Here is a 21,819-nt window from a genome sequence, read left to right on the forward strand (position 1 = left end):
GCTACTAGAAATTTTTGCGGTTGGCGGATTCCTCGTAGGCACTCCTTAGGATCGCGAGCACCTCGTCACCGATGTCGCACTTCAGGTAGTTGTTCTGACCGATTTGACCGGGGAGTCGTTCGTCCAGGAGAGTCAGTGTGTTCGGTGCCTCGGCTTGGATGACAGTACGTTGCGGGCTGACATAGGCGCCTCCGTCATTCCAGATCGTGAACATCCCACGGCTCTGACCGGGAAGACGCGGATTGAGGATCCAGCGGCCCTTGCCCACGGTGGTGAAGAGGGTGGCCAGACCATCTGACTGCAATCGCTCTGCCCAGTCACACAGCTGGCGGAGCAGCTCGCGATGGGAAGGATCGGCGCTGTCGATGCTGTCGCGGAAGGAAGCCGATCCCGAAGTCGGCTTGGCCTCCCGCTGAATCCTCGAGGGCGAAACCGAGGCCGCCAGAGTGCGCTCCGGCTCGACCAGTTGAGGGACGAGCACCTGGCTGCCGCGCACGTCGTAGGCCATCACCGTCACCAGGTCGATATCCAGGCGATCGTTGGTGACGGTCTGCAGATACCCGGCGAGCTCGATCAAGTCGGTCGGCGCGGCGTCGAGGACCACGACGCAGCGAGCATTCCCTTTCTCGAATTCCTCAGCCATGCCGTTACGGAAGGTCTCGATGTCGAACGACCCATCTCCGACTTCCGCAGTCACGGCATCGGCGACGGTCGCGTGTCCGCGTTTGGTCACATGAGGCTGCATCAGCTCTTCGAACGCGGTCGCCGACAGCCGGAATATATAGGACGCGTATCCGAGTACCTGTGCGAAGACGGTTCTCCGATCCGAGTTGGCAGCGAGTTTCACCTCGATGACCACTGGTCGTCCGCTGTCGGCATCCACGGCCACGAGATCGGCGTAGCCATTGCCGAGCTGCACCTCCCGGCCCAGGATCACCAGTCTTGGCTGACCGGGAAGCGGCAGCATCGCGGGAGCGCGTTCGATACTGCCATGAAGCGCGTGCTCGTTCGCGTACGGCTGCGCAGGAAGAGGTACCAGCCCTTTTCCTTCGTCATGCCAAATTCCCGTCACCGATGCTCCTTACCTGCTGGTGCCACTGATGACCGCAATGGTGCAGGCATAAGCACCCTCCGGCAAGGTGCTCCTATGCCGCTGACCGCTCGGCTTGCTGGCTGCGGGAAGGTCGCACGTAGGATTGCGCGCGGACTGCTGGAGTGCGCGTTGGTGTGACATGATCCGAGGCGATGAGCAGTGGAGGGGACTCCGAGCCCGTTCTGGGTGAGGCTCGCCGGCACCACCTGGATCAGGTGAACGGTGTGCTTCGTCGCCCTGGCATGTACGGCAGGGATGAGATTGCGGAACGGCTTCTGCTGGAGGCGATGGCCGCCGTGGACGGGAGCCTGACGCGGTGGTGGGCGGAGTGCGATCGGCTACGCGACCGCGACGCGTTCACCGCGACGGGCGTCATGGGCGCCTACAGCGGCATCCTTCCCGCCGACGCCTTGAGGGATGCCACGGCCTCCGTTTATGCCGAGATCGCTCATCGTCTCGGCTGGCTGGAGCTGGATCGGGCGCTGTCAGCGGCGGAGTATGAGCAGGTGCGCGCCGACATCGGCGGATGGGTGACGCAGGACCGCGCGCTGTCCGAGGTCATTGAGACGTTCGGGCCCCCATCGCTGTGGATCGGCGGAACCAACCCGTTCTACTCCAAGACCCTTGCCTACGTCACCGCCAATCGCGACGACGACGTGATCTGCCTGCACCTGTGGAACGCCTTCGCGAACACCGCGCCCGAGGCCGATTTCCGGGGCGTCCACCCCGAACCGGTGGTGCTCGCCGTACGTCATCGGCCAGGCCCTTTTCCCGGCGCCTTCTCGTTCACGCCGGAGGGCCTGCGCCGCAGGTCCAGCGTCGGCCAGCGCGATCCGCTCAGGCCGACGGTCTGGCTCTTCCACAGTGAGCACGCCCGGCACGCCTCCGGCGTGTTCGACACGCTGGACGCCGGACTCGCCTGGGCAGCCGAGCATCAGGTGAGCGGGATCCTGGCCGAGTACCCTCACGGCGGTGCCTACGACGTCGCAGTCAGCGAAGGTCGCTTCACACCCTCGAAGGCGCACCACGGCACCGCCGGTCACGTCGCCACCTTCAGCCCGGGGTTACGTCATATCCACCTGACCGGCGGCCGTCCAGACCAATAGACGTCCGCCCACGCCGCTGACCGCGTGCCTGCCGGTTGCGAGCCGGCACATCGCGGAAGTCGTAAAACGGTGATTGCTTTGAGGACTTACTTCACTCGGGCCAGACTACGCCGATGAACTCTCGCTCCCGGCTTGGCACGCCTGCCCAGGTGTGGACGCGTACCGTGCTCCCGGTGAACGGCGCGTGGACCATGCGGGTAGCGTCGATCGCGATGCCGACATCGTGGATCGTCGCTGAACTGGCCGGGTTGGAGGCGAAGAAGATGAGATCTCACGATCCGCGCACCCTAGTCGAATACGAGATGCTCTACGCAAACACCCAGCTGGCATGACGGCCGACCAAGCCGATTCCACGGAACCCAAGGCACATAGAGCCTCCATCAATCCCGGCGCTGTTCATGTTCGGCCGGACCGAGACGCGCCGTAAGGCCCAGGACGCCTACTACGTGTGCCAGCCCGACCGTAACCATCACGGCCGGGAGGACCGTTTCCCTGGCCATCCCAAGGTCGTCCGCGTTCGCGAAGGCCTGCTTGTTGACGCAGTTCATGATCTGTTTCGACGACGCGTCTTCGGTCAACAGCGGCATGAGCTTCTCGCCGCCGACCTGCCGCAGAACAGCTGCCAGGCGGAAGAGGAGTGGGAGTCTCGGTGTCGTGCGCTCAAGAAGAGCATCACCGATATCACGCGGAAGCAGGACAGGCTGGTCGCTCAGATCGAGGACACCGACGCGGACGACGCGTTCTGCCAACGTCTGCGGGCCCGCTTCACAGAGCTGGAAGGCGAGCGCCGGACCAAGGCGCAGGAACTTGCCGATGCCGAGGCAAGTCCGCCCGCTCGTGACCACCACACCGACCTGCTCCACAAGATCCCCATGCTCCAGACGAAGCTCGCTGAACTGCCCGAAGAGCTCCAGCGTGAGCTGTTCACGGCCTTCCATCTGGAGATCCGCCATGACGCCGGCCGTTGGGTGGCGTTGATCCGAATCACTCTGGACCACGAGACGATCAAAGGAGTCGCGGCGATGGCAGAAGAACTTCCCGGAAACGAAAACAGGCGCCTGCCGGAGGCAGGCGCCTGTGCCGAAGATTTGGTGAGTGCCCCCGGCAGGATTCGAACCTGCGGCACCCGCTTTAGGAGTCAGGAGATCACGAAGTGCGTTCGCGCAGCTAGACAAGGGTGCAAAGCGTGGCGCGACCCTGTTTTGCGCACGCATTTGGCACGATCATGGATCTAGCGCTTCCGTAACGAGATCAACGATGTGGGCATGTCATGTATCGCGCCATGGTGCGAATGGCCGTCTACGGGCTTCTCAGCGCCCTCGATAGAGGCGCCGTGATCGCTCAGCCCGCGTTGGGATGCTCCCTGTCCCACCAATCGGCAGTGCTGTGCCGCCATAGGAGGGGGACAGTCCATCCCACCGCTATGGCGGGGATCACCGCACCGATCGCAAGAACGGGGCCGCCCACGGCGTATCCGCCCTCCCATCCGCTGATCAACATGTACAGGACAGTCAAGCCGAGTCCCGTCCAGGCGGCCCACCCCTTGGATCTGAGGGGAACTGCGCTGAACAGTGCCAGGGCAGTGGCGAAAGCAACGATGGTTGGGGGTTGGAGTAGCGAGGTCCAATCCACGTAGGGGTGAAGTGCGATGTAGGCCCATGGAAGCCAGACGATCAACGCTGCTGCGACGATGATTCCGAGAACTGCGCGGGAGGTGCCTGGACGTTTGGGAGGCCGTCCATACGGGTTCGTGTCGATCTCCGCGAGCTTTGCTCGACGCCATGCACGCAACTTCTCAAGCCATGAGATCCCCACGGCCTCACGTTAAGTGCCGATGTTCGCTCCGTCACTCCCGACGCGGTGACACTGTCAACGCCCAGCCCTCAACCGCGATGCGGGAGAGGGCAGGACAGAAGCTGGAATCTCTCCCACCTTGATGATCTGGTTAGGGCCGATGAAGCGGGCCGTCACGAGCACGCCGGCATCATGAGCGACCTGCCCGGCGTGACTGGCTGACGCATCCTCAATGAGCCAGGGGGTCAGGTCAAGCTCAAAGGCGTCCGCTGCCGTCTTCAGCACGCAGCTTTCCGTGGCGATCCCGCAGACGTAAATTTCGGTCCACCCGTGCTCGCGGACAAGAGCCGTCCCCTCTTTGTTGAAGAGGGTATATGTGGTCTTATCTACAACGGCGGTCGCTTTTTCTGCGTAGGGTGCAAGCTCGGGAACGATGTCGATTTCCGGTGAGGTCATAAGCTTGGACCAATTGAACAGCTTCTCGAAATTGCTGCCCGAGTAGTTCAGGTACCGGGTAAATACAATATCCCCGCCGGACCCCTGCCAGCGTCGCACCAGATCGGCGATAACGGGAACCACGTGTGCGGACTCTTCGCGGACGAAACCGTTCTGCACGTCAACGACAACGAGTACCGCTGGATTTCTGGTCAATGGTCTTACCCCTCGCTAGTCTCACGAAGAATGTCTATAGCTTGAGTGAGGTGGTCGATAAGGCCGCTCGTGTCCAGGATCGCGGTTCGCATTGAGCGGTGCTGTCCGGTCTCCTGCGGGCGGGCGTTGGTCAATCTGGACCGCACTCCCCGCAGGAACCGCCACCCGTACGGATCGGGAACATCGGGATCTTTGCCCTGTTCGATCTGCCCGTTAATGTGCTGGCAGTAGGCCCACATGGCTTGGGTGGCCAGCTCGGTGGTCACTAGCTCATCTTCGGCGAGAGCCCGGCGTGGGGGCAGCGGGCAATAGACGACTCCGGACCATGAGGCGTACCCTGCGGAGATTCCTTTGAGTCCGAACGGGATGATCTCCGAGTGGTCGAATCCTTCGGCGAATAGCGCGCGTTCGACCAGTTCGGCATGCCCTAGAGAGGATTCGTTTTCTTCGGAATCTCGCTCTAAAAGGACGCGAGGAGTGGACATGATGCGTGCCGCCGTATCGAGATCAGGCCCGGACCACATCGGCGAGTGGAGCCAATAGAGGCTTAGAACGTAGGACGCTTCAACCGGATTCCCGTTGAGCGCCGAGAGATACCCGGAAGCCCAGTCTAGATTCTGGATGTATGACCTTCGACGCCAGGTTGCCAGATTCGCGATGGCGGGAAACGTGACCTCTTCGCAGAGGTGAAGAATCGCCACACCGAACGGCCATGTGTACAGGCGGCATTCGCCATCTGCCGGAACTTCAGAGTTCATATAGGAGTCGAGCCCGCACAAGGGTTCGGTCTGCTCAACCATTCCGCGCTTCACGAGCTCCGCCGCTTGATCAGCTCCGATGTAGGCGCACACGAACTTGTGGGAGCGAAGCCCGAAGGCGTCAGCGGCCGGCGTCACTGGCTCGACGTCACCGAACAATTCGTGAGGGGTCGCATCGTAGACCAGGCAGTACAGCTCAATGTAGAGCTGGTCACGGCAGGCGGTGCGCCCCGTCTCGTGCCGGTATACCGCCTTCTCGATCGCGTCGGCATCAGGGACACTGAGGCCACGTTGCAGGCCAGCGCGCTCAAGCTCACGGGCCGCTCGAAGACGACTCCATCCCTTAGCCTTGCGCTTCGCGATAAGCACGTTGTTAGGCACGAGGCGTTTCGCTGTCTGGTTGCCCTCTACGGACATGACGCGTGTCCCTCCGTGTCCTTCCCGTCGTCTGGAATCCACGTGACGTGATCGCGAACCTAGGTGTTGTGAGGACAGTTACAGAGTCTCGGTCAATCCGAGCGAATCAGCTCCAAGCGGGTCTCAATCGCTGCGACCCGCTCGCGGAGGTCTGCGAGCTGATCGCGGAGTTCCGCAACGGCGGCCGATTCGTCGGACATGACGGCAGGCGCCCGGCCCTTGTCCGCTACCTCCTGAAGGTAGCTGTCCGGGAGGCCGAGGGCGCGGGAGATGGCCGTCAGCACAGCCGGTTGCCGGTTCTTGTCCTGTCCCTGCTGGACCTGCCGAAGCGTGGCAGTCGAGACACGGGAGAGCTCCGCAAGCCTCTTCTGCGTCAGGCCAAGCGCCAGCATGCGTTCGTTGATCACCTTCGCCACGGCGGGCCAGTCGCCCACGTGCCCCTCCGAGTCCGTACGTAGAAGCCACCTGATCGAAGCGTAACTAACCCCATGCGCTATTGACAGCGCTACTTCTAGCGCTCATAGTGGCGCTAGAAATAGCGCAGTCCTTCGGTCGGTACCGCCTGAGACACCGAAAGGAATCCACCGATGTTGCCCGTCAAGCCTCACCGCTTTCTGCCGTTCCTGCTGACGGTCTGCGCCTTGGTCTTCATCGTCCGAGAGCCCGAGAAGGCCGCCGCGGCTGCGATCAGCGCGATGCACGGCATTGGCACCATCGCCGATGCGCTCGTCACGTTCGCAAGCCGTCTCGGCTGACGCCCAGTGCAAGGAGCGGCCCCAATCCGCCAAGACCCGGGGCCGCCCCACTCCTACCCACCTGCAAGAGCAAGAAGGAGCACCACCATCATGACCCACGGGTCCTCCACCCGCCTGATCAGTGCCCGGTCTGACCGGTGCACCTCGGACTGCCGCAACGGGCAGATCTGGAACCCCGGTTCCGGCCCTTACCCCTGCCCGATCTGCCGGCCGAACACCTCTACCGGTCAGGCCGCCTGATGGGCGCCCGTACGCGTACCGCGCCCAGCGTGGTGGACGAGCTGCGCGAGGCGATGGTGCAGGCCGGTCCCGCCTGCACCATCGACGACGCCGACCTGTTCACCGGCCCCGACGTCTTCGAGCCCGAGCGGCCCGAGGTGCGTCAGCACCGGGAGAACGCGGCCAAGAAGGTGTGCCGTTCGTGCCCGGCCCGGCCCGAGTGCCTGGCCTACGCCCTGGCCCTACGCCCCAGTGAGGGCGTGTGGGGTGGCTACGCCGCCGAAGAGATCAACGCGGCTCATCTGCTTCGCCTGGACCTGCCGCCCGTCCTGGAAGAGGTGGCCTGATGACCTCGCAGAGGACCTACACGCATCCGGACGTGTTCGGTAAGGGCGTCGAAGAGGGTTGGGCCGACCCCTGCACCGACCCCCGCGAGATCGACTGGACGGCCCGTCAGGCGCGGGCGGCCATCCCGTTCCGCGTGGTCGACGGCCGCCCGCTCAACCCCTACGCCCCCACGGGCATCCGGTACGGACGCAACGAGCTTGGGCACTGGGGCGAGCAGATGGCCGCGGACGCGGTGGTGACCGCCACCGACGAATACGGCTTCCGCTGGCTCGTCATGGTCGAGCGCGGCGACGGGCACGGATGGGCGCTGCCCGGCGGCTACGTCGAGCCCGGCGAGGACCCGGCAGCAGCAGCGGTCCGCGAACTGGAGGAAGAGACCGGCCTCACGCTCCCCGGGGCGTCCTGGCAGGTCCTTCCGGCCCGGTACGTGCCCGACCCCCGCGCCAGTGACGAGGCGTGGATGGTGACCGTACCGGCCAGAGCCGACCTGCACGTCATGAGGCGCAGGGACTTCCCGGTTCCGGTCGGTGCCGACGACGCCCGCCGGGCCGCGTGGGTGTCGGCCGGCAGTTACCCCGCTGTGGTTGCCGCCCTGGCGATGGCCTACGGCGGGCACGTCTTCGCCGCTCACCGGCCGATGCTGGCCGAACTGCTCGGATCGGGCCTGCCGGAGGTGGCCCGATGAGGCGCTTTCGCTGCTCCGACTGTGGCCAGCGCTCCGCCAGCGTCATCGGTTGCCGCCGCTGCGGCACCTCGACCGGCCGCCGTCTCCAGCTCTGCCCCGTGCACGGGGCGACCTGCCGCCCGGGTTGCCGGGCATGCCGTACCCGCTTCCGCTTCCAGTCCGGCTGCTGAGGAGACGACCGATGACCTCTGCCGCTACCTTCGCTGCCGTCTTTGCCGCGCTGTACGCCGCGCACAGCTTCGGTGACCACTGGGTGCAGACCCACCACCAGGCATGTGCCAAGGGCGCCCCCGGCCAGAACGGGCGGATCGCCTGCGTCAAGCACGTGGCGACCTTGACCGTCACCAAGGCCATGTTCCTCGCCGTCATGCTTCACGCCACCGGCCTCACCTTGGAGCACGCCCCGCACTGGTGGGCCTTCACGCTGGGCCTGGCCGTGGACGCCGTCTCGCACTACTGGGCCGACCGTCGGGTCACCCTCGCCCGGCTCGCCGACCTGATCGGCAAGGGCGACTTCTACCGCATGGGCCTGCCCCGCCCCGGCCGCGGCGACGCCCCGCACCTGGGCTCCGGCGCCTACGCCCTTGACCAGTCCTGGCACGTGACGTGGCTGTTCGTCGCTGCCCTGGTCATCGCCTCCTGAACCGGAAGGAAGACCGCCATCATGACCACGCTCATGGGCAGACAGGCGATGCCGTCTGTGCCGCCTTCGCCCAGTGTGCTGCTCACCGATCCCGCTGGCCTGTTCGCCGAACTCGCCCGGCTGAACCTGCCTCACGGCACGTATGTGATCTGCGGATCGGCCGCCCTGTTCGTCCGTGGCCTGCGCGCCCGTATGGGTGACCTCGACGTTGTGGCCACCGGTCCCGCCTGGGACATCGTCACGAGCCTGGACGCGCCGCGCCCGGCCCTGTCGGGATACGGGCTGATGGTTCACCACCCCGCGGCAGCGATCGAGTTCGTGGATCGCTGGACCCCCGGCTGGCCGACCGATCACCTGATCGGCACCGCCGACATCATCGACGGCCTGCCCTTCATGCGCCTGGGTGACGTCCTGCGCTGGAAGGAGACCGCCCGCCGCCCCAAGGACTTGGCGGACATCGCCGCCGTCCACCGGCTCCGGCGGATGTGGAACGGCCAGCACCTCACCGCCTGCGAGAGGTGGGCGGTATGAGCCGCATCCGCGCCCGGTTCTGGGACCCCGCCGGTTCCCGGTACGGCATCCCCACCTGGCCCTGGCGGATGGCGCCCGCTCACCTGCTGACCCGCCGCCAGCTCACCGCCCGTGGGCTGCGGCCCGGCGGGCAAGGCGTCCAAGCGCAAATCCTCTGGGCCTCGCGCCGGCACGGCGCCCCCGGGGTGCGCGCCGCCTACCTGTACGACGTGCGGTTCGCCCTGCCCAAGCGGACCGCCACCCCCGCCCAGCGTGAGGCGCTGGCCAAGGCCAACGCCGCCCGCCGGACCTGCCCCGACTGCGGCAGGGACGCCGGTTACGTCCTGCCCCGCCACCTGGGCACCTGCCTGGACTGCGCGGACACCCCTACTGACCTGAAAGAGGTGGCCTGATGAGCCCCACCACTCCGAACCCCAATCCCGAGCCGAGCCCGGAGGAGGTCTCCCGGGGACTGGCCGAGATCGAGCAGCACCTTGCCCGCACGGCCCCGACCGCCCCCGTCCCCCGGCCCCTGGTGAGCGGGCAGGACACGGGCAGCCTGCCGGGGGAGACCCGCCGCGTGCAGCGCTTGCGTGCCGAGGTGGCCGAGGCGCACCTGTTGGCCGGTCTCCAGGACGACGACGCCCCCCTGTTGCTCGACTCGACCAAGGTCCGCAAGCGGCGCAAGGCCGCCCACGAGGCCGCCCGGCTTCACGAGCTCGACCAGGACCCCGCCATGCGCGCCTGGCAGGCCGCCCGGATGCGCCGCGCGCTGGTGACTGCCGCCCTGGTCTCGCTCACGCTCGCGCTCGCCTGGTCAACCGCGGGCGTGCAGTCCTTTGCCGCGGACGGCGCCGACCCGTGGTCACCCGCCTGGGTGTTCGCCTGGCTGGTCGAGCCGTTCATGTCCCTGGCCCTGCTGGTCGTCGTCGGCGCCCGCGCCTACCTCGGAACGCGCGGCACACCGCTCAACAACCCGAAGCTCGTCCGGATCGAGTACCTGTTCCTGGGCCTGACGCTCGGCATGAACGCATGGCCGCACCTGCCCGGTGTGGCCGACGACTTCACCATCTCCCGGCTGGTGCTGCACACCCTGGGGCCGGTCGTCGCGGTCGCCGTCGTGACCGCCCTGCCGATCATCCTGGCCGCGTTCGCCGCCCTCGACCACACCGCCAACGGGCGGCTTACCAGCCTTACGTACGGCGCAAACGCCGATGATCCAGTAAGGGAGACCGGCCCCGACGTGACGGCTCTGATCGAGCGGGCGCGGGGGCTCATGGCGACCGGAGAACTTCCGCCCCACCCCAGCGCCTACCGCCTTCAGCGCATCCTGCGCTGCGGCATGGACGACGCCCGCGCCGTCCGTGACGCACTTGCCGGCGGAGCGACCCCATGACCGCACCCGCTACCGCTCACCACACCCTGCCCCAATCGAACGGGGCGCGGCCCCAATCCGCCAAGACAACGGCCGCGCCCCGCCACCCCGCCCACAGCAACGCGTACGAGGTGACGCCATCATGACGCACAACCCCTTCGAACCCACCACGGAGCCCGCACACGAGCCGACCGACGAGCCGACCCCCCGCCCGACGCCCGGCGTGCCGGAGGGTAAGGGCGCGGACGTCGTCCACCTCGACACCCGCCGCCAGCTCACCCCGGCCACGCCCCCCGCCGACGCGGAGGAGGGTGACGGCCCGGTCTTGGACGGCACGATCGTTCAGGTGGACCGGCAGGTGAGCCACGCGGGAGAGGACTGGCTCGCGGAGCTGGCGGGCAAGGCCCGGGAGCGGCGCCCGATCGTGCCCGGCTGGCTGCGCTCCCGGTCGGAGGCGACCAGCACCCTCAAGTGGGTTAGCGCCCACTACGCCCACGTTGCCGGGTACCACGTGACCCGCGCCCCCAAGTACGCGCTCAAGCTGGCCGCCCGTTCCCCGCGCGGGGCCGCTCGCGTCGTGCGGGGCAGCGTGCGGTGGACGTTCGACCTGGAAGGGCTGCCGGTCCGCGTCGCCGCTGTGCGTAAGGCGGATGCGGAAACCTACCTTCGGCTGTCGCGTCAGCGGGATTCCCGCGTCCGGCTGCGGGTGTCGATCGCCGTTGCCGGCGCCGTCGTCCTGGGGCTGGCAAGCCTGCTGATCGCCACCGCCCCGACCCCCGCGCAGTGGGCCGCGCTCGCCTCGCTGGTCGGCCTGCTGGGCGCACTCGGCTCCCCGCCCGACCGCCCCCTGTTGGACCGCGCCGTCGTGGCCACGAAGGTGGAACGGCTCACCTCCGCCGTGGTGATCGACGCGCTGGCCGCCCTGGGCATCGCCGAGGTGAACAAGGCGATGGCCAAAGGCGGGCGCGGCATCACCTTCCCCGCCCCGATCACCCGGGATGGCCCCGGCTGGCGCGCGGATGTGGACCTGCCGCTCGGTGTCACGGTCACCGACATCATGGAACGCCGTGACCGGCTCGCCTCCGGCCTGCGCCGCCCGCTCGGGTGCGTGTGGCCCGAGTCGGCGCCCGGCCAGCACGCCGGACGGCTGGTGTTGTGGGTCGGCGACCAGGACATGAGCCAGGCCAAGGCCCCCGCTTGGCCCCTCGCGAGAACGGGCACGGCCGACCTGTTCAAGGCGATTCCGTTCGGCCACGACCAGCGGATGCGCCCGGTCACGCTGCCGCTGATGTACTCCAACGTGCTGATCGGCGCGATGCCCGGCGCGGGCAAGACCTTCGCCCTGCGGGTGCTGCTGCTGGCCGCCGCTCTCGACCCGACCGCCGAACTGCGGTTGTTCGAGCTCAAGGGGTCCGGGGACCTGTCGGTGTTCGAGACCGTGGCCCATCACTACGGGTCCGGCCCCGACGACGACACCCTGTACGCCTGCCTGGTCTCCCTGCGGGAGGTGCACAAGGACCTCGAAAAGCGCGCCAAGACCCTGTCCGGTCTGCCGCGTGACATCTGCCCGGAGAACAAGGTCACCCCGCAGTTGGCCGCCAAACGGTCCCTTGGCCTGCACCCGCTGGTCGTCGGGATCGATGAGTGCCAGGAGTTGTTCTCCCACGCCGAGTTCGGCAAGGAGGCCGGGGAGCTGTGCACGGCCATCATCAAGCGGGGCCGCGCCCTGGGCGTGATCCTGCTGCTGGCCACCCAGCGCCCCGATAAGGACAGCCTGCCCACCGGGGTATCCGCCAATGTGGGGGTGCGGTTCTGCCTGCGGGTGATGGGCCAGGTCGAAAACGACATGGTGTTGGGCACGTCCGCCTACCGCAACGGCATCCGCGCCACCACCTTCTCCCCCCGGGACAAGGGCATCGGCTACCTGGTCGGCGCCGCCGACGACCCCCAGATTGTCCGCTCCGCCTACCTCGACGGCCCCGCATCCGAGCGGATCGTGGGCCGCGCCCACGCCGCCCGCAAGGCCGCCGGCACGCTGTCCGGCCACGCCACCGGAGAGGCCCCGGCGGACAAGGCACCCGCGTTCGATCTGCTGGCCGACGTCCTGGCCGTCGTCCCCGCCGGGGAGGGCAAGGTCTGGTCCGAGGTCGTCGTCTCCCGGCTGGCCGAGCTGCGGCCCGGCATCTACGGCGAGTGGGACACCGAGACGTTGGCCACCATGCTCAAGCCGCACGGCATCGAGACCGGCCAGATCCTCCGCCGGATCGAAGGCAAGGCCGTCAACCGGCGCGGCATCGACCGCGCCCGCGTCGCCGAAGTCGTCGCGGAACGTAACCGGAACCGCCCGGCCTGACCGCCCCCGGCGGGTGCTATCGATAGCGGCTCCCCCCGCTATCGATAGCACCCCCGATAGCACCCCCACCGCTGATCTACCAGCGGCATAGCGCGATAGCGCCCACCTGCCACAACACCCGGAAACCGGCCTAGGAGCCCTCGTGACCCTCCTGCTCACCCTGCTATTGACCTGCCTGCCCATCGTCACTCTCTGCTACATCGCGTGGTGCGCGGCCAACCCCTGGGGGACCTGCCTGCGCTGCGCCCCCGGCGGCCACAACCGCACCTGCCGCGCCTGCAACGGCACCGGCATGCGCCCCCGCATCGGCTGGCAGCTCTGGACCTACCTGTCCCGCTCCCACCGCGACGGCACCCGATGACCGCCACCCGCCCAAGCGCAACCCTGCGCTATGCGCTGGCGGCTGCCGCCCGCGGCTGGCACGTCTTCCCCCTCATCCCCGGGGGGAAGGTCCCGCCCCGGGGGTTCGACCACTGGGAACGCCGCGCGACCGCCGACCCCGACCTGATCCGCCGGTGGTGGGCGCGCGCCCCGTTCAACATCGGCATCGCCTGCGGCCCCTCACGCCTGGTCGTGCTCGACCTCGACACCCCCAAGCCCGACGAGACGCCCCCGCCCGTATGGGACCTGCCCGGCGTCAACGACGGCGCGGACGCGCTCGCGCTGGTCTGCGAACGCGCCGGACAACCCTTCCCGACGCTGGAGACCTTCCACGTGCGCACCCGGCGCGGCGGAACGCACCTGTACTACGCGGCGCCGGACGGGATCGAGCTGCGCAACACCGAAGGCGACAAGGGCAACGGGCTCGGCTGGCTAATCGACACCCGCGCGCACGGCGGCTACGTCGTCGGCCCCGGAAGCTTCGTGAACCTGCCGGACGGCACCGGCACCTACGAAGTCGTCTACAACGCGCCCCCGGCCCCGCTGCCCCCCTGGCTGTCCAAGCGGCTTGTTCCCCCGCCCCCGCAGGCCGCCGAGCCGCTGCACCTGGCCCTGCCCCCCGACCGGCGCGGCGCGTTCCTGCGCGCGGCGATCACCGGCGAGGTGGACCGCGTCGCCACCGCCCCCGAAGGCAAGCGCAACCGCACGTTGTTCCTGGCCGCCATCGCCCTGGGGCAACTCGTCGCAGGCGGCGCACTCGAAGCCGAGGAGGTCAAAACCCTGCTTGGACAGGCAGGGGTGGCCGCCGGGCTCGACAAGCGCGAGACCGACCGCACCGTCACATCCGGGCTACGTCACGGGGCCAAGCGCCCCCGCACCGTCGCCGCATGACCACTCAAGGAGCCGCACCCATGAACCCGACCGCCACCCGCGGCGCCGTCCTGCTCGACTCGCTGCTTGCCGCGCTCACCCGGTACGTGATCCTGCCGACCCCCCAGGCCGCCGACGCCGTGGTGCTGTGGATCGCCGCGACCCACGCGCAACCCGCCTGGCCGCACGCCCCCCGCCTGGTCATCCGCGCCCCCGAAAAGCGCTGCGGAAAGTCCCGGCTCTTGGACGTGGTAGAGGCCACCTGCCACGACCCGTTCATCACCGTCAACTCCAGCCCGGCCGCCGTCTACCGCTCCATCACCGACGACCCCCCGACGCTGCTCGTGGACGAGGCCGACACCATCTTCGGCCCCAAAGCCGACGGCAACGAAGACCTTCGCGGGCTGCTGAACGCGGGGCATCAGCGCAACCGGCCCGCCAAGCGCTACGACGCCAACACCGGCCGCGTCGAGTCCATCCCGACCTTCGCCATGGCCGCCCTCGCGGGGATCGGCGCCATGCCCGACACCATCGAAGACCGCGCCGTCGTCATCCGCATGCGCCGCCGCGGCCCCGGCGAAACGGTTGCCCCCTACCGCCACCGCCGCGACCGCCCCGCCCTCCGCCAGCTCGCCGCCGACCTCGCCGCGTGGCTCCGCGCCGACCTCGACACCCTGGAGAAGGCCGAACCGCCCATGCCCGTGGAAGACCGCGCCGCCGACACCTGGGAACCCCTCGTGGTCGTCGCCGACCACGCCGGCACCCACTGGCCCGAGCGCGCCCGCGCCGCCGTGCTCGCCCTGACCGCCGAGGCCGACGACAACGGCCAGCCCTCCACCCGCGTCCGCCTGCTGGCCGACTGCCGCGCCGCGTTCGGCACGGACACCGCTTTGGCCACCGCTGATCTGCTGCAACGGCTCAAGGCCGATCCCGAAGCGCCTTGGGCCGATTTCGGCCCCGCCGGGCTCACGCCGATGCGGATGGCGGCGATCCTGCGCGAGTACGAGATCCGGTCGAGCAACATCCGCTTCCCCGATGGCACCCAGGCCAAGGGGTACCAGCGGGCCGACTTCATCGACGCGTGGACGCGTTACTGCCCGGCTCTCGACCCCGTCCCGGAGGCCGATGTGGTCCCGTTCGGGCGGGGTAGCCGTCCCAGCCGTCCCAGCATCATCAGTGCAGGTCAGGGCGGGACGGCTCCGATTCCTGGGACGGCTTAAGCCGTCCCACGCAAAAAGCCGTCCCAGGGCTGACCTGCGGAAATGACCCTGGGACGGCTGGGACGGCTACCCCCCTCAAACCGCGCCGAACGTCATTCCACGAGCCACCGGAAGGACTACGCCCAGCATGGCCACCGCCACCGCGAACAAGCCCCTGACCGTCGCCGAGCTGTGCGCCGAACTCGGCATCTCCCGATCCACCTTCTACGACTGGCGCGCCAAGGGCCGCGCCCCCCGCTGCCTCAAACTCCCCAACGGCGACCTACGCATACGCCGCACCGACTTCGACCGCTGGCTCAACAGCCTGGAGGACGCCCACTGATGAAGGACATCACCTACGACGTCCGCGTCTACAAGACCGAGGTCTACAAGGGCCAGAAGGCCACCACGTACTACGTGCGGTGGAAGGCCGGCAAAGTGCGGCGCAAGCCGTTTAGGAACGCGGCTCAGGCCGACACCTTCCGGGGAGAGCTCCAGTCCGCCGCACGGAAGGGCGAGGCGTTCAGCTTGCTCACGGGTGAGCCCGTGTCCTGGCAGCGTGCGGGCGTCCTGGAAATGAGCTGGTACGACTTCGCATGCAAGTTCGTGGACATGAAGTGGAAGGGGGCCGCCGCGAAGTACCGGCAGGACATTGCCCGCGCCCTCACCGCCGCAACGCCCGCCATGTACGCGACAGCGCGGAGCAAGCCGGATGACAGGGCGCTTAGGTCCGGGATGCACCGTTGGGGGTTCAACACCAGACAGCGTGACCATGCTCCCGAGGAAGCCGCCGCCGCGCTCCGTTGGCTCGCGACCAACACAAAGCCGGTCTCCGCGCTCACCGACGATGCCGGACTTGTGCGGGATCTCCTCGACGCGGCCACCTCCCTTCTGAACGGCAAACGGGCCGCCGCCAGCACCGTCCGCAAGCACCGGATGTTGCTGTCCAACGCCCTGGACTACGCGGTGGAACTCAAGCTGCTGCCAGAGAACCCGCTCAAGACCTTGAAGTGGAAGCCGCCCGTCAGCACGTATGCGGTAGACCGGCGGAGCGTGGTCAACCACACGCAGGCTCGCGCGCTGCTTGCCGCTGTGGAAGGGCAGAAGCCGAGCGGCAAGCGCCTTGTAGCCTTCTTCGGCCTCATGTACTACGCCGCTCTACGCCCGGAAGAAGTCATTAACCTGCGCAAGGACAACGTCACCCTTCCGCCCTTGATCCGGAATCCGGACACGGGCGAGCTGGAGGCGCCGGCCGACTCGTGGGGGGAACTCCACTTGGTCAAGGCCGCTCCGTACGCAGGGCGGGACTGGACGGATACCGGCGACGCTCGTGAGGAACGAGCGCTCAAGCATCGTGCCGAGGGGCAAAGCCGTACGGTGCCGCTTCCGCCGCCACTCGTCCGCATCCTGCGCGCCCACCTCGCGGAGTTCAGCGACGGCCCCGGCGGGAGACTCTTCTACGGCGTCCAGGGGGGCGAGCTGCCGTTCATCACCTACCGCCGCGCATGGAAGGCGGCCCGGAAGACGGCTCTCACAGAGAAGGAGTTCGCTTCGCCGCTGGCCGCCCGGCCGTACGACCTCCGCCATGCGTGCGTGTCCACGTGGCTCAACGCTGGGGTCGATGCTGCTCAGGTGGCTGAGTGGGCAGGCCACAGCGTGGAAGTCCTCCTTCGGATCTACGTGCAGTGCATCGAAGGGCGAGACGAGGTGAACAAGCGTCGGATCTCTGATGCCCTCGGTGATGAGTAGGCGGTAGGGGAGACGTCAGCCCAGTAGAAGAAATCCCGTGGTCCATCGGGGGTAGCGCTTCTATCTTGGGTCAATGACGTGGAATGCCAAAAAAGGGCTTGTTAGTCGATCATTTGCAGAGTGGCAGGCCGTTGATCGTGACATCCGAACCTATCTATCGTTGACGGCTCGCTGGTCTGAGCGTGGCTATCAGGAGCTTTGGAACCAAGCCGAGAGTGAACTGTCTGCGATCTTCGACCCGGATGTTCACCACGGTGACGAGCATGTTGGCTTCTTCAGTGACAAGGTCAACGACCTGTGGCCGAACGACTACGAGTGGATGCTTCACGCATCTGTCGTCAGGGATGCGGTCTCAGCGTTCGAGGTCTACCTAGAGAAGGGCATGGATGAAGCCCTGCATGCAATTGGTCTCGACTTGAGGCGGAAGGCAAATCGGCCATCACCCGAGTGGAAGACCATGGTAGTGATCCATAAGGCCTTGGGCAGCGACGTGGAGACGGATCGCGTGAAGCACATTCGCGCGCTCAGGCACATGCTCGTACATCAGAGAGGTGAACTCCGCACAGAGAAGATGCGGGATCGGTTTGCTGAGGGGCCGAGGGCTTACCCGTTGGTTCATCGGGAGACTGGCGAGCCCCTCACGTTGGAAGCCGACTTTGTCGGGGATCAGGTGCAGTTGGAGCTTGCCACAGTGGAGGCTGTTCTTGATGATCTCGCCGCAGTGGTGCGCGAGACCGACACTCGCGTGTGGCACATCGCCTGGAATGCGGACCGCGCTGAACTGGAAGCAATCAGCAGGACTCTCAAGCCGGACGCCGACTAGCCCCGACTAGCCCGGCCAGTCAGGGCCTCCATGACAGTGCGCACGTATTTGGCACGATCAACCGTGAACGATCGGTGACAGCCGTACACCACCGGACGCACGACAAAGCCCCTAACCGGCGTCCACGCTGGTCAGGGGCTAGTTGATCCTGATCGATCTAGGTGCCCCCGGCAGGATTCGAACCTGCGGCACCCGCTTTAGGAGAGCGGTGCTCTATCCCCTGAGCTACGGAGGCAAGTGTGCGGTAGTAAGCCTAGCGAAAGGTTGGGGCGCTCGCGCCTCCACCCGGGGGCGCGGTGGAGAAGTCGGTGGTCATCGATCGGACGACCTGCGGTAAAGGCATGGCAACTCGTCGCCGCTCCCACCAGGGAGGCCCCTTACCGTCGCTGGCTGTGACCGTAACACGACGCGGATCCCTGCGGCGGCGATCGATGACGCTCCTCGCGGCGATGATCGCGCCGGGGATCCTGGCTTCGGGCTTGCTCGTGGCCGACCTCGCGGGCTACGGGGAACGTACGCGGAGCGGCCTGGCAGATGAGGCCCGGCGTGTGCTCGCCGAGCCTGTCGGCGGTGTACGGAGCGCCGGGCTGGGGCTGTCTGCCGAGGCGCCACGAAGAGTAGACACCGGCCGGGCCGCGCGGACGGCAGAAACGGTGCTGGATCCGACACCGGTGCCGGAGCCGTACGGGCCGGCGCGCCGCTATGAGGGGCTGGTGCGGCTTCCCGCTGTTCCCGCGCCGGTTGTGGGGCGGGTCTGGAAGGCCGTCCCCCGGAGCGCCCCGGAGAAGGAGAAGAGGCGGCCCATCAAGGAACCCCGGGAGGAGCGCCCGCCCTGTGCTCCGGAGTGGGAGGGCACGTGGCTCTGGGATGCCTGCCGGGAGGGCGGCGGGCAGTAGGCGCATGAGCTGGAAAGGCGCAAACGCGACGTGATCGGTCGATAGCGCTTGGGCGAACCAGGGCACCGGCCCACCGGACGCTGTAGTAACGTGCGTCCCTGACCCAGGTCACGAGTTCGCAAACGGGGGAGTCGGGCGTGTCATCTCCTCGGTCGGCCGGGCTGATCGCGGTCGTCACGGCGATGACCTCGCTCACCGGTGCCTCTACGGCCGCGGCGGCATCGGCGCGTACGACCGTCGGCGCGAGTGCCCGTACGGACGCCGCCGTGCGGACGGGCGGCAAGGAGCCCACGTCCCTGACGGAGCTGCGGCGTGAGGCCCAGAAGGCCTACAAGTCGATCGAGGACGCGAACCGGGCGCTCGTGGCGCGGCAGAAGAAGTTCGCGGGCGTGGAGAAGGAGCTCGCGGGCAAGCTCACCCGCCTCCAGGAGGCAACGGCCGAGCTCAACAGGCTGCGCAAGCCGTTGTCCGACCTGGCGGCGTCGCTCTACCAGGACCCCTCGGTCGGGGGCCTCAGCCCGTTCATCGCCGGCGGGGACGGCACGGCCATCCTGCGCCGGATGAGCGACATGCAGCACCTGGTCGCCGGGCACAACACCGTCCTCAGCGAGGCGTCGAAGCTGCTCGAGGGTCAGCAGCGGCTCGCGCAGGAGGCGCAGGAGCTGCGGGCGGCCAGTCTTCTCCAGGAGGCGCAGCTCAGCGCGCAGGTCACCCTCCAGCGCAAGCGCTCCACGACTCTGGTCCGGTCGCTGACCCGGGCACTCGTCAAACTGGGCGTGAAGATCGGGCAGGGGACGGAGGGCGCGGGCGGCTGCGATCCCACCCGGATCGCCCAGGCGGAGCAGTATCCGAACGGCCTTCTCCCCAAGAACATCCTGTGCCCGCTCCCGCAGCGCGGGGAGACCCTGCGCGCGGACGCGGCGATCGCCTTCGCCGACCTCAACATCGCCTACAAGAAGCGGTTCGGCACGCCGATGTGCATCTCCGACAGCTACCGCAGCCTCGGCGAGCAGCAGGCCGTCTACTACCGGCGGCCCGGGTTCGCGGCCACGCCGGGCAAGAGCAACCACGGGCTCGGGCTCGCCGTCGACCTCTGCGGCGGCGTGCAGAGCTTCCGGTCCGCCCAGTTCAACTGGCTTGAGGCCAACGGCAAGAAGTACGGCTGGTTCCACCCCGACTGGGCCTATCACAGCCCCTTCGAGCCGTGGCACTGGGAGTACGACCCCAAGCTCGGCTCGCTGCTGCCTTAGCGACGGGGGGAACCTAGCGGGGGTGGATGGTCACCGAGAGCCTGCCCTGTGCCTGGGCCTGGGCGAGCCCGGCGGCCTGGGCGGGAGTCGTGGCCAGCACCAGCAGTCCGCCGCCGTCCGTGGAACCGGGCGGCCGGGCGATCACCCGCACTTCCTGGGCGACCGTCCGGGCCTCGAAGGGGCCCTCCTCGTAGGCCGCCAGGACGTCGATCACATCTCCTGGTGACAGCAGGCGGGCGGCGCCGGGGTCCGCGATCCGGACCGGCGTCGCGACCGACTCCGGTGATCCGGAGAACCGGAACAGGCCCGGGCCGAGGAGGCGCGCGTCGGTGAGCGGCTCACCCCGGCGCAGCGGGCCCGCGACCACCCTGCCGGTCACCGGAGAGCCGGCCGCGTACGCCCCGGCGGGTACGGCGTCGGGCGGCAGCCGTACGACCATGACGTCGGAGGCGGCGAGCCTGCCTCCGGCGAGGTCGCGGGCGGCGGCGAGGACCTCCACGCCCCGCGGCGCCCGTACGGCCGACAGTGCGCACGCCGCCGCGAACCCGGCGAGGATCGCGGCGACCGCGCGGCGCCGGCGCACGGGAAGCCGTTTCAGGGCGCGCACGACGACCTGACCATCAGGGGAGATCGATCGGGAGCTTGATGCCGTCGAGGGCGTTGCCGCAGGGGCAGGTTCGGTCCTCCGGCAGGGCCTCGACCACCTGGGAGACCAGCGTGCGCATCCGCTCCACGTTGGCCGCGAAGAAGGCCAGCACCTCGTCGTGGGTGACCCCCTCGCCCGCCTCGACACCGGCGTCGTGGTCGGTGACGAGGGAGAGCGTCGTGTAGCAGAGAGCCAGCTCACGGGCGAGGACGGCCTCGGGGTGCCCGGTCATGCCGATGATCGACCAGCCCGCGCCCGCGTACCACTGCGACTCGGCGCGGGTGGAGAAGCGGGGGCCCTGGATCACGACCAGCGTGCCGCCGTCGACCGTGTCCCAGCCTGCCTCGCGTGCCGTGGCCGTCGCGGCGGCCCGGCCGGAGGGGCAGTAGGGGTCGGCGAATGACACGTGGACGGCGCCCGCGTCGAAGAAGGTCTGCTCGCGTCCCTGGGTGCGGTCCACGATCTGGTCGGGGATCACGAGGGCGCCCGGGCCGATCTCGGGGCGCAGGGACCCGACCGCGCTGGGCGCGAGGATCTGCCGGACGCCGAGGGACCGCAGGGCCCACATGTTCGCCCGGAAGGGGATGCGGTGCGGAGGGTACGTGTGGCCGCGGCCGTGCCGCGGGATGAACGCGACGGATCTGCCGCCGATGCGGCCCACGGAGATCGAGTCACTGGGCGGGCCGTACGGCGTCGTCACGTCGACCTCGTGGGCGTCCTCCAGCAGGGAGTAGAGCCCGGATCCGCCGATGACCCCGATGTCTGCGCGATTGACCATGGGGCCGACCCTAGCGAACGGCGCCGTGCCTCCGGCGCGGCCCGGCGGCCCCTGTGGACAACATCAGACCCCTGTGGACGACCTCGGTAACCTCAGGCGGCGGCGGTCGATCCCGACGAGGAGGTGCTCGTCGACGTGCTGGTCGAGGCGGTCTCCTTCTTCCCGGAATCACCGGAGCCGTTGGAGCTCCCCGAACCGGCGGAGTCGGCGGACTTCGACGGCGTCGTCGTGGTCGACGTGGTCGTCGACGAGCTCGACGAACGGCTGTCGGTCCGGTAGAAGCCGGAGCCCTTGAACACGATGCCGACGGCGGAGAACACCTTGCGCAGCTTGCCCTGGCAGGCCGGGCACTCCGTGAGCGGGTCGTCAGAGAACTTCTGAACGGCCTCCAGCTGCTCCCCGCAAGCGGTACAGGCGTACTGGTAGGTGGGCACTCGCTCCTCCTGAGACTGGCACTCGACCGGGTCGACTGCTAATGGTAGTCAGTCAAGAAGCGCAAACGCCACTCCAGCCCGGTTTA

General features: G+C 68.1%; 26 protein-coding genes and 1 tRNA gene. 18 read left to right on the forward strand and 9 right to left on the reverse strand.

The genetic code is table 11. The annotated features are described in order from the left end of the window. Nucleotides 1-4: 4 nt before the first annotated feature. Entirely contained in the window at nt 5-1,072 is a 1,068-nt protein-coding gene (locus HHX40_RS29875; protein ID WP_182883257.1) for a hypothetical protein, read from the reverse strand. A gap of 173 nt (nt 1,073-1,245) precedes the next feature. Between HHX40_RS29875 and HHX40_RS29880 the strand changes: the two genes are divergently transcribed. Together HHX40_RS29880 and HHX40_RS29885 are read left to right on the forward strand one after the other, a co-directional pair. Next, complete coding sequence (locus HHX40_RS29880; protein WP_182883258.1) at nt 1,246-2,199, forward strand: hypothetical protein; 954 nt, start codon at nt 1,246-1,248, stop codon at nt 2,197-2,199. Between the two features lie 173 nt (nt 2,200-2,372). Beyond that, nucleotides 2,373-2,531: a hypothetical protein gene (locus tag HHX40_RS29885; RefSeq protein ID WP_182883259.1), complete on the forward strand. Its 159-nt coding sequence runs from the start codon at nt 2,373-2,375 to the stop codon at nt 2,529-2,531. Between the two features lie 48 nt (nt 2,532-2,579). Here HHX40_RS29885 and HHX40_RS29890 read toward each other — a convergent pair whose 3' ends face one another. The 4 genes from HHX40_RS29890 to HHX40_RS29905 all read right to left on the reverse strand — a co-directional run bounded on the left by HHX40_RS29890 (nt 2,580) and on the right by HHX40_RS29905 (nt 6,253). Beyond that, a complete protein-coding gene (locus HHX40_RS29890) occupies nt 2,580-3,197 on the reverse strand; it encodes a hypothetical protein (protein ID WP_182883260.1) in 618 nt (205 codons plus the stop codon). Nucleotides 3,198-4,068: 871 nt separating this feature from the next. Beyond that, a complete protein-coding gene (locus HHX40_RS29895; RefSeq protein ID WP_182883261.1) occupies nt 4,069-4,644 on the reverse strand; it encodes an isochorismatase family cysteine hydrolase in 576 nt (191 codons plus the stop codon). 5 nt (nt 4,645-4,649) lie between these two features. Continuing rightward, nucleotides 4,650-5,819 carry a hypothetical protein gene (locus HHX40_RS29900; RefSeq protein WP_182883262.1) on the reverse strand — a complete coding sequence of 390 codons (1,170 nt, stop codon included), beginning with the start codon at nt 5,817-5,819 and terminating at the stop codon, nt 4,650-4,652. Between the two features lie 92 nt (nt 5,820-5,911). Continuing rightward, a complete protein-coding gene (locus HHX40_RS29905) occupies nt 5,912-6,253 on the reverse strand; it encodes a helix-turn-helix domain-containing protein (RefSeq protein ID WP_182883263.1) in 342 nt (113 codons plus the stop codon). Between the two features lie 153 nt (nt 6,254-6,406). Here HHX40_RS29905 and HHX40_RS29910 point away from each other — a divergent pair, with 153 nt between their 5' ends. The 14 genes from HHX40_RS29910 (at nt 6,407) to HHX40_RS29975 (ending at nt 17,729) form a co-directional block, all read left to right on the forward strand. Beyond that, nucleotides 6,407-6,574, forward strand: a complete 168-nt coding sequence (locus HHX40_RS29910; RefSeq protein ID WP_182883264.1) for a hypothetical protein — start codon at nt 6,407-6,409, stop codon at nt 6,572-6,574. 239 nt (nt 6,575-6,813) lie between these two features. Beyond that, nucleotides 6,814-7,140 carry a WhiB family transcriptional regulator gene (locus tag HHX40_RS29915; protein ID WP_310738344.1) on the forward strand — a complete coding sequence of 109 codons (327 nt, stop codon included), beginning with the start codon at nt 6,814-6,816 and terminating at the stop codon, nt 7,138-7,140. Next, nucleotides 7,140-7,826, forward strand: coding sequence for an NUDIX domain-containing protein (locus tag HHX40_RS29920; protein ID WP_182883265.1), 687 nt, complete (start codon nt 7,140-7,142; stop codon nt 7,824-7,826). The genes HHX40_RS29915 and HHX40_RS29920 overlap by 1 nt, the downstream gene beginning before the upstream one ends. Before the next feature lie 181 nt (nt 7,827-8,007). After that, entirely contained in the window at nt 8,008-8,469 is a 462-nt protein-coding gene (locus tag HHX40_RS29925) for a transcriptional regulator (RefSeq protein ID WP_182883266.1), read from the forward strand. Between the two features lie 21 nt (nt 8,470-8,490). Continuing rightward, nucleotides 8,491-9,000: a hypothetical protein gene (locus tag HHX40_RS29930; RefSeq protein ID WP_182883267.1), complete on the forward strand. Its 510-nt coding sequence runs from the start codon at nt 8,491-8,493 to the stop codon at nt 8,998-9,000. After that, nucleotides 8,997-9,392, forward strand: a complete 396-nt coding sequence (locus HHX40_RS29935; protein WP_182883268.1) for an RRQRL motif-containing zinc-binding protein — start codon at nt 8,997-8,999, stop codon at nt 9,390-9,392. The genes HHX40_RS29930 and HHX40_RS29935 overlap by 4 nt, the downstream gene beginning before the upstream one ends. Next, nucleotides 9,392-10,375 carry a hypothetical protein gene (locus HHX40_RS29940; protein WP_182883269.1) on the forward strand — a complete coding sequence of 328 codons (984 nt, stop codon included), beginning with the start codon at nt 9,392-9,394 and terminating at the stop codon, nt 10,373-10,375. Before HHX40_RS29935 ends, HHX40_RS29940 begins: the two co-directional genes overlap by 1 nt. 121 nt (nt 10,376-10,496) lie before the next feature. Next, nucleotides 10,497-12,707: an FtsK/SpoIIIE domain-containing protein gene (locus tag HHX40_RS29945; RefSeq protein WP_182883270.1), complete on the forward strand. Its 2,211-nt coding sequence runs from the start codon at nt 10,497-10,499 to the stop codon at nt 12,705-12,707. 142 nt (nt 12,708-12,849) lie between these two features. Next, the gene (locus tag HHX40_RS29950; protein ID WP_182883271.1) at nt 12,850-13,068 is read left to right on the forward strand and encodes a hypothetical protein; all 219 of its coding nucleotides are present in this window, start codon (nt 12,850-12,852) and stop codon (nt 13,066-13,068) included. Then, nucleotides 13,065-13,979: a bifunctional DNA primase/polymerase gene (locus HHX40_RS29955; RefSeq protein WP_182883272.1), complete on the forward strand. Its 915-nt coding sequence runs from the start codon at nt 13,065-13,067 to the stop codon at nt 13,977-13,979. Before HHX40_RS29950 ends, HHX40_RS29955 begins: the two co-directional genes overlap by 4 nt. A 20-nt stretch (nt 13,980-13,999) precedes the next feature. Continuing rightward, a complete protein-coding gene (locus HHX40_RS29960) occupies nt 14,000-15,178 on the forward strand; it encodes a DUF3631 domain-containing protein (protein WP_182883273.1) in 1,179 nt (392 codons plus the stop codon). Nucleotides 15,179-15,305: 127 nt separating this feature from the next. Then, complete coding sequence (locus HHX40_RS29965) at nt 15,306-15,500, forward strand: helix-turn-helix transcriptional regulator (protein WP_182883274.1); 195 nt, start codon at nt 15,306-15,308, stop codon at nt 15,498-15,500. Further along, nucleotides 15,500-16,906 (forward strand): tyrosine-type recombinase/integrase, encoded by a 1,407-nt coding sequence (locus HHX40_RS29970; RefSeq protein ID WP_182883275.1) that lies wholly within the window; start codon nt 15,500-15,502, stop codon nt 16,904-16,906. The genes HHX40_RS29965 and HHX40_RS29970 overlap by 1 nt, the downstream gene beginning before the upstream one ends. A gap of 73 nt (nt 16,907-16,979) precedes the next feature. Then, nucleotides 16,980-17,729: a hypothetical protein gene (locus HHX40_RS29975; protein ID WP_182883276.1), complete on the forward strand. Its 750-nt coding sequence runs from the start codon at nt 16,980-16,982 to the stop codon at nt 17,727-17,729. 162 nt (nt 17,730-17,891) lie between these two features. On the opposite strand, the gene HHX40_RS29980 is transcribed toward HHX40_RS29975, so the two are convergent. Beyond that, a tRNA-Arg gene (locus tag HHX40_RS29980) sits at nt 17,892-17,964 on the reverse strand. A 157-nt stretch (nt 17,965-18,121) separates the two neighbouring features. On the opposite strand from HHX40_RS29980, the gene HHX40_RS29985 reads away from it, so the two are divergent. Continuing rightward, a complete protein-coding gene (locus tag HHX40_RS29985) occupies nt 18,122-18,625 on the forward strand; it encodes a hypothetical protein (protein WP_182883277.1) in 504 nt (167 codons plus the stop codon). A 137-nt stretch (nt 18,626-18,762) separates the two neighbouring features. Continuing rightward, nucleotides 18,763-19,875, forward strand: a complete 1,113-nt coding sequence (locus HHX40_RS29990; RefSeq protein WP_182883278.1) for a D-alanyl-D-alanine carboxypeptidase family protein — start codon at nt 18,763-18,765, stop codon at nt 19,873-19,875. 13 nt (nt 19,876-19,888) lie between these two features. Here HHX40_RS29990 and cpaB read toward each other — a convergent pair whose 3' ends face one another. The 3 genes from cpaB to HHX40_RS30005 all read right to left on the reverse strand — a co-directional run bounded on the left by cpaB (nt 19,889) and on the right by HHX40_RS30005 (nt 21,733). After that, on the reverse strand, nt 19,889-20,482 hold the full coding sequence (gene cpaB / locus HHX40_RS29995) for a Flp pilus assembly protein CpaB (RefSeq protein ID WP_310738345.1): 594 nt from the start codon (nt 20,480-20,482) through the stop codon (nt 19,889-19,891). Between the two features lie 13 nt (nt 20,483-20,495). Next, nucleotides 20,496-21,299 (reverse strand): S-methyl-5'-thioadenosine phosphorylase, encoded by an 804-nt coding sequence (locus tag HHX40_RS30000; protein WP_182875567.1) that lies wholly within the window; start codon nt 21,297-21,299, stop codon nt 20,496-20,498. Nucleotides 21,300-21,391: 92 nt separating this feature from the next. Next, nucleotides 21,392-21,733 carry an FmdB family zinc ribbon protein gene (locus HHX40_RS30005; protein WP_138461836.1) on the reverse strand — a complete coding sequence of 114 codons (342 nt, stop codon included), beginning with the start codon at nt 21,731-21,733 and terminating at the stop codon, nt 21,392-21,394. Nucleotides 21,734-21,819: the final 86 nt, after the last annotated feature.

Source organism: Microbispora sp. H10949, assembly GCF_014161435.1.
GTDB classification, from domain to species: domain Bacteria; phylum Actinomycetota; class Actinomycetes; order Streptosporangiales; family Streptosporangiaceae; genus Microbispora; species Microbispora triticiradicis.

Coding starts and splice junctions, on each gene's coding strand:
- HHX40_RS29880 (WP_182883258.1), top strand. CDS start 1,246: ATGAGCAGTGGAGGGGACTCCGAGCCCGTTCTGGGTGAGGCTCGCCGG.
- HHX40_RS29900 (WP_182883262.1), bottom strand. CDS start 5,819: ATGTCCGTAGAGGGCAACCAGACAGCGAAACGCCTCGTGCCTAACAAC.
- HHX40_RS29910 (WP_182883264.1), top strand. CDS start 6,407: ATGTTGCCCGTCAAGCCTCACCGCTTTCTGCCGTTCCTGCTGACGGTC.
- HHX40_RS29915 (WP_310738344.1), top strand. CDS start 6,814: ATGGGCGCCCGTACGCGTACCGCGCCCAGCGTGGTGGACGAGCTGCGC.
- HHX40_RS29920 (WP_182883265.1), top strand. CDS start 7,140: ATGACCTCGCAGAGGACCTACACGCATCCGGACGTGTTCGGTAAGGGC.
- HHX40_RS29925 (WP_182883266.1), top strand. CDS start 8,008: ATGACCTCTGCCGCTACCTTCGCTGCCGTCTTTGCCGCGCTGTACGCC.
- HHX40_RS29930 (WP_182883267.1), top strand. CDS start 8,491: ATGACCACGCTCATGGGCAGACAGGCGATGCCGTCTGTGCCGCCTTCG.
- HHX40_RS29935 (WP_182883268.1), top strand. CDS start 8,997: ATGAGCCGCATCCGCGCCCGGTTCTGGGACCCCGCCGGTTCCCGGTAC.
- HHX40_RS29940 (WP_182883269.1), top strand. CDS start 9,392: ATGAGCCCCACCACTCCGAACCCCAATCCCGAGCCGAGCCCGGAGGAG.
- HHX40_RS29945 (WP_182883270.1), top strand. CDS start 10,497: ATGACGCACAACCCCTTCGAACCCACCACGGAGCCCGCACACGAGCCG.
- HHX40_RS29955 (WP_182883272.1), top strand. CDS start 13,065: ATGACCGCCACCCGCCCAAGCGCAACCCTGCGCTATGCGCTGGCGGCT.
- HHX40_RS29960 (WP_182883273.1), top strand. CDS start 14,000: ATGAACCCGACCGCCACCCGCGGCGCCGTCCTGCTCGACTCGCTGCTT.
- HHX40_RS29965 (WP_182883274.1), top strand. CDS start 15,306: ATGGCCACCGCCACCGCGAACAAGCCCCTGACCGTCGCCGAGCTGTGC.
- HHX40_RS29970 (WP_182883275.1), top strand. CDS start 15,500: ATGAAGGACATCACCTACGACGTCCGCGTCTACAAGACCGAGGTCTAC.
- HHX40_RS29975 (WP_182883276.1), top strand. CDS start 16,980: ATGACGTGGAATGCCAAAAAAGGGCTTGTTAGTCGATCATTTGCAGAG.
- HHX40_RS30000 (WP_182875567.1), bottom strand. CDS start 21,299: ATGGTCAATCGCGCAGACATCGGGGTCATCGGCGGATCCGGGCTCTAC.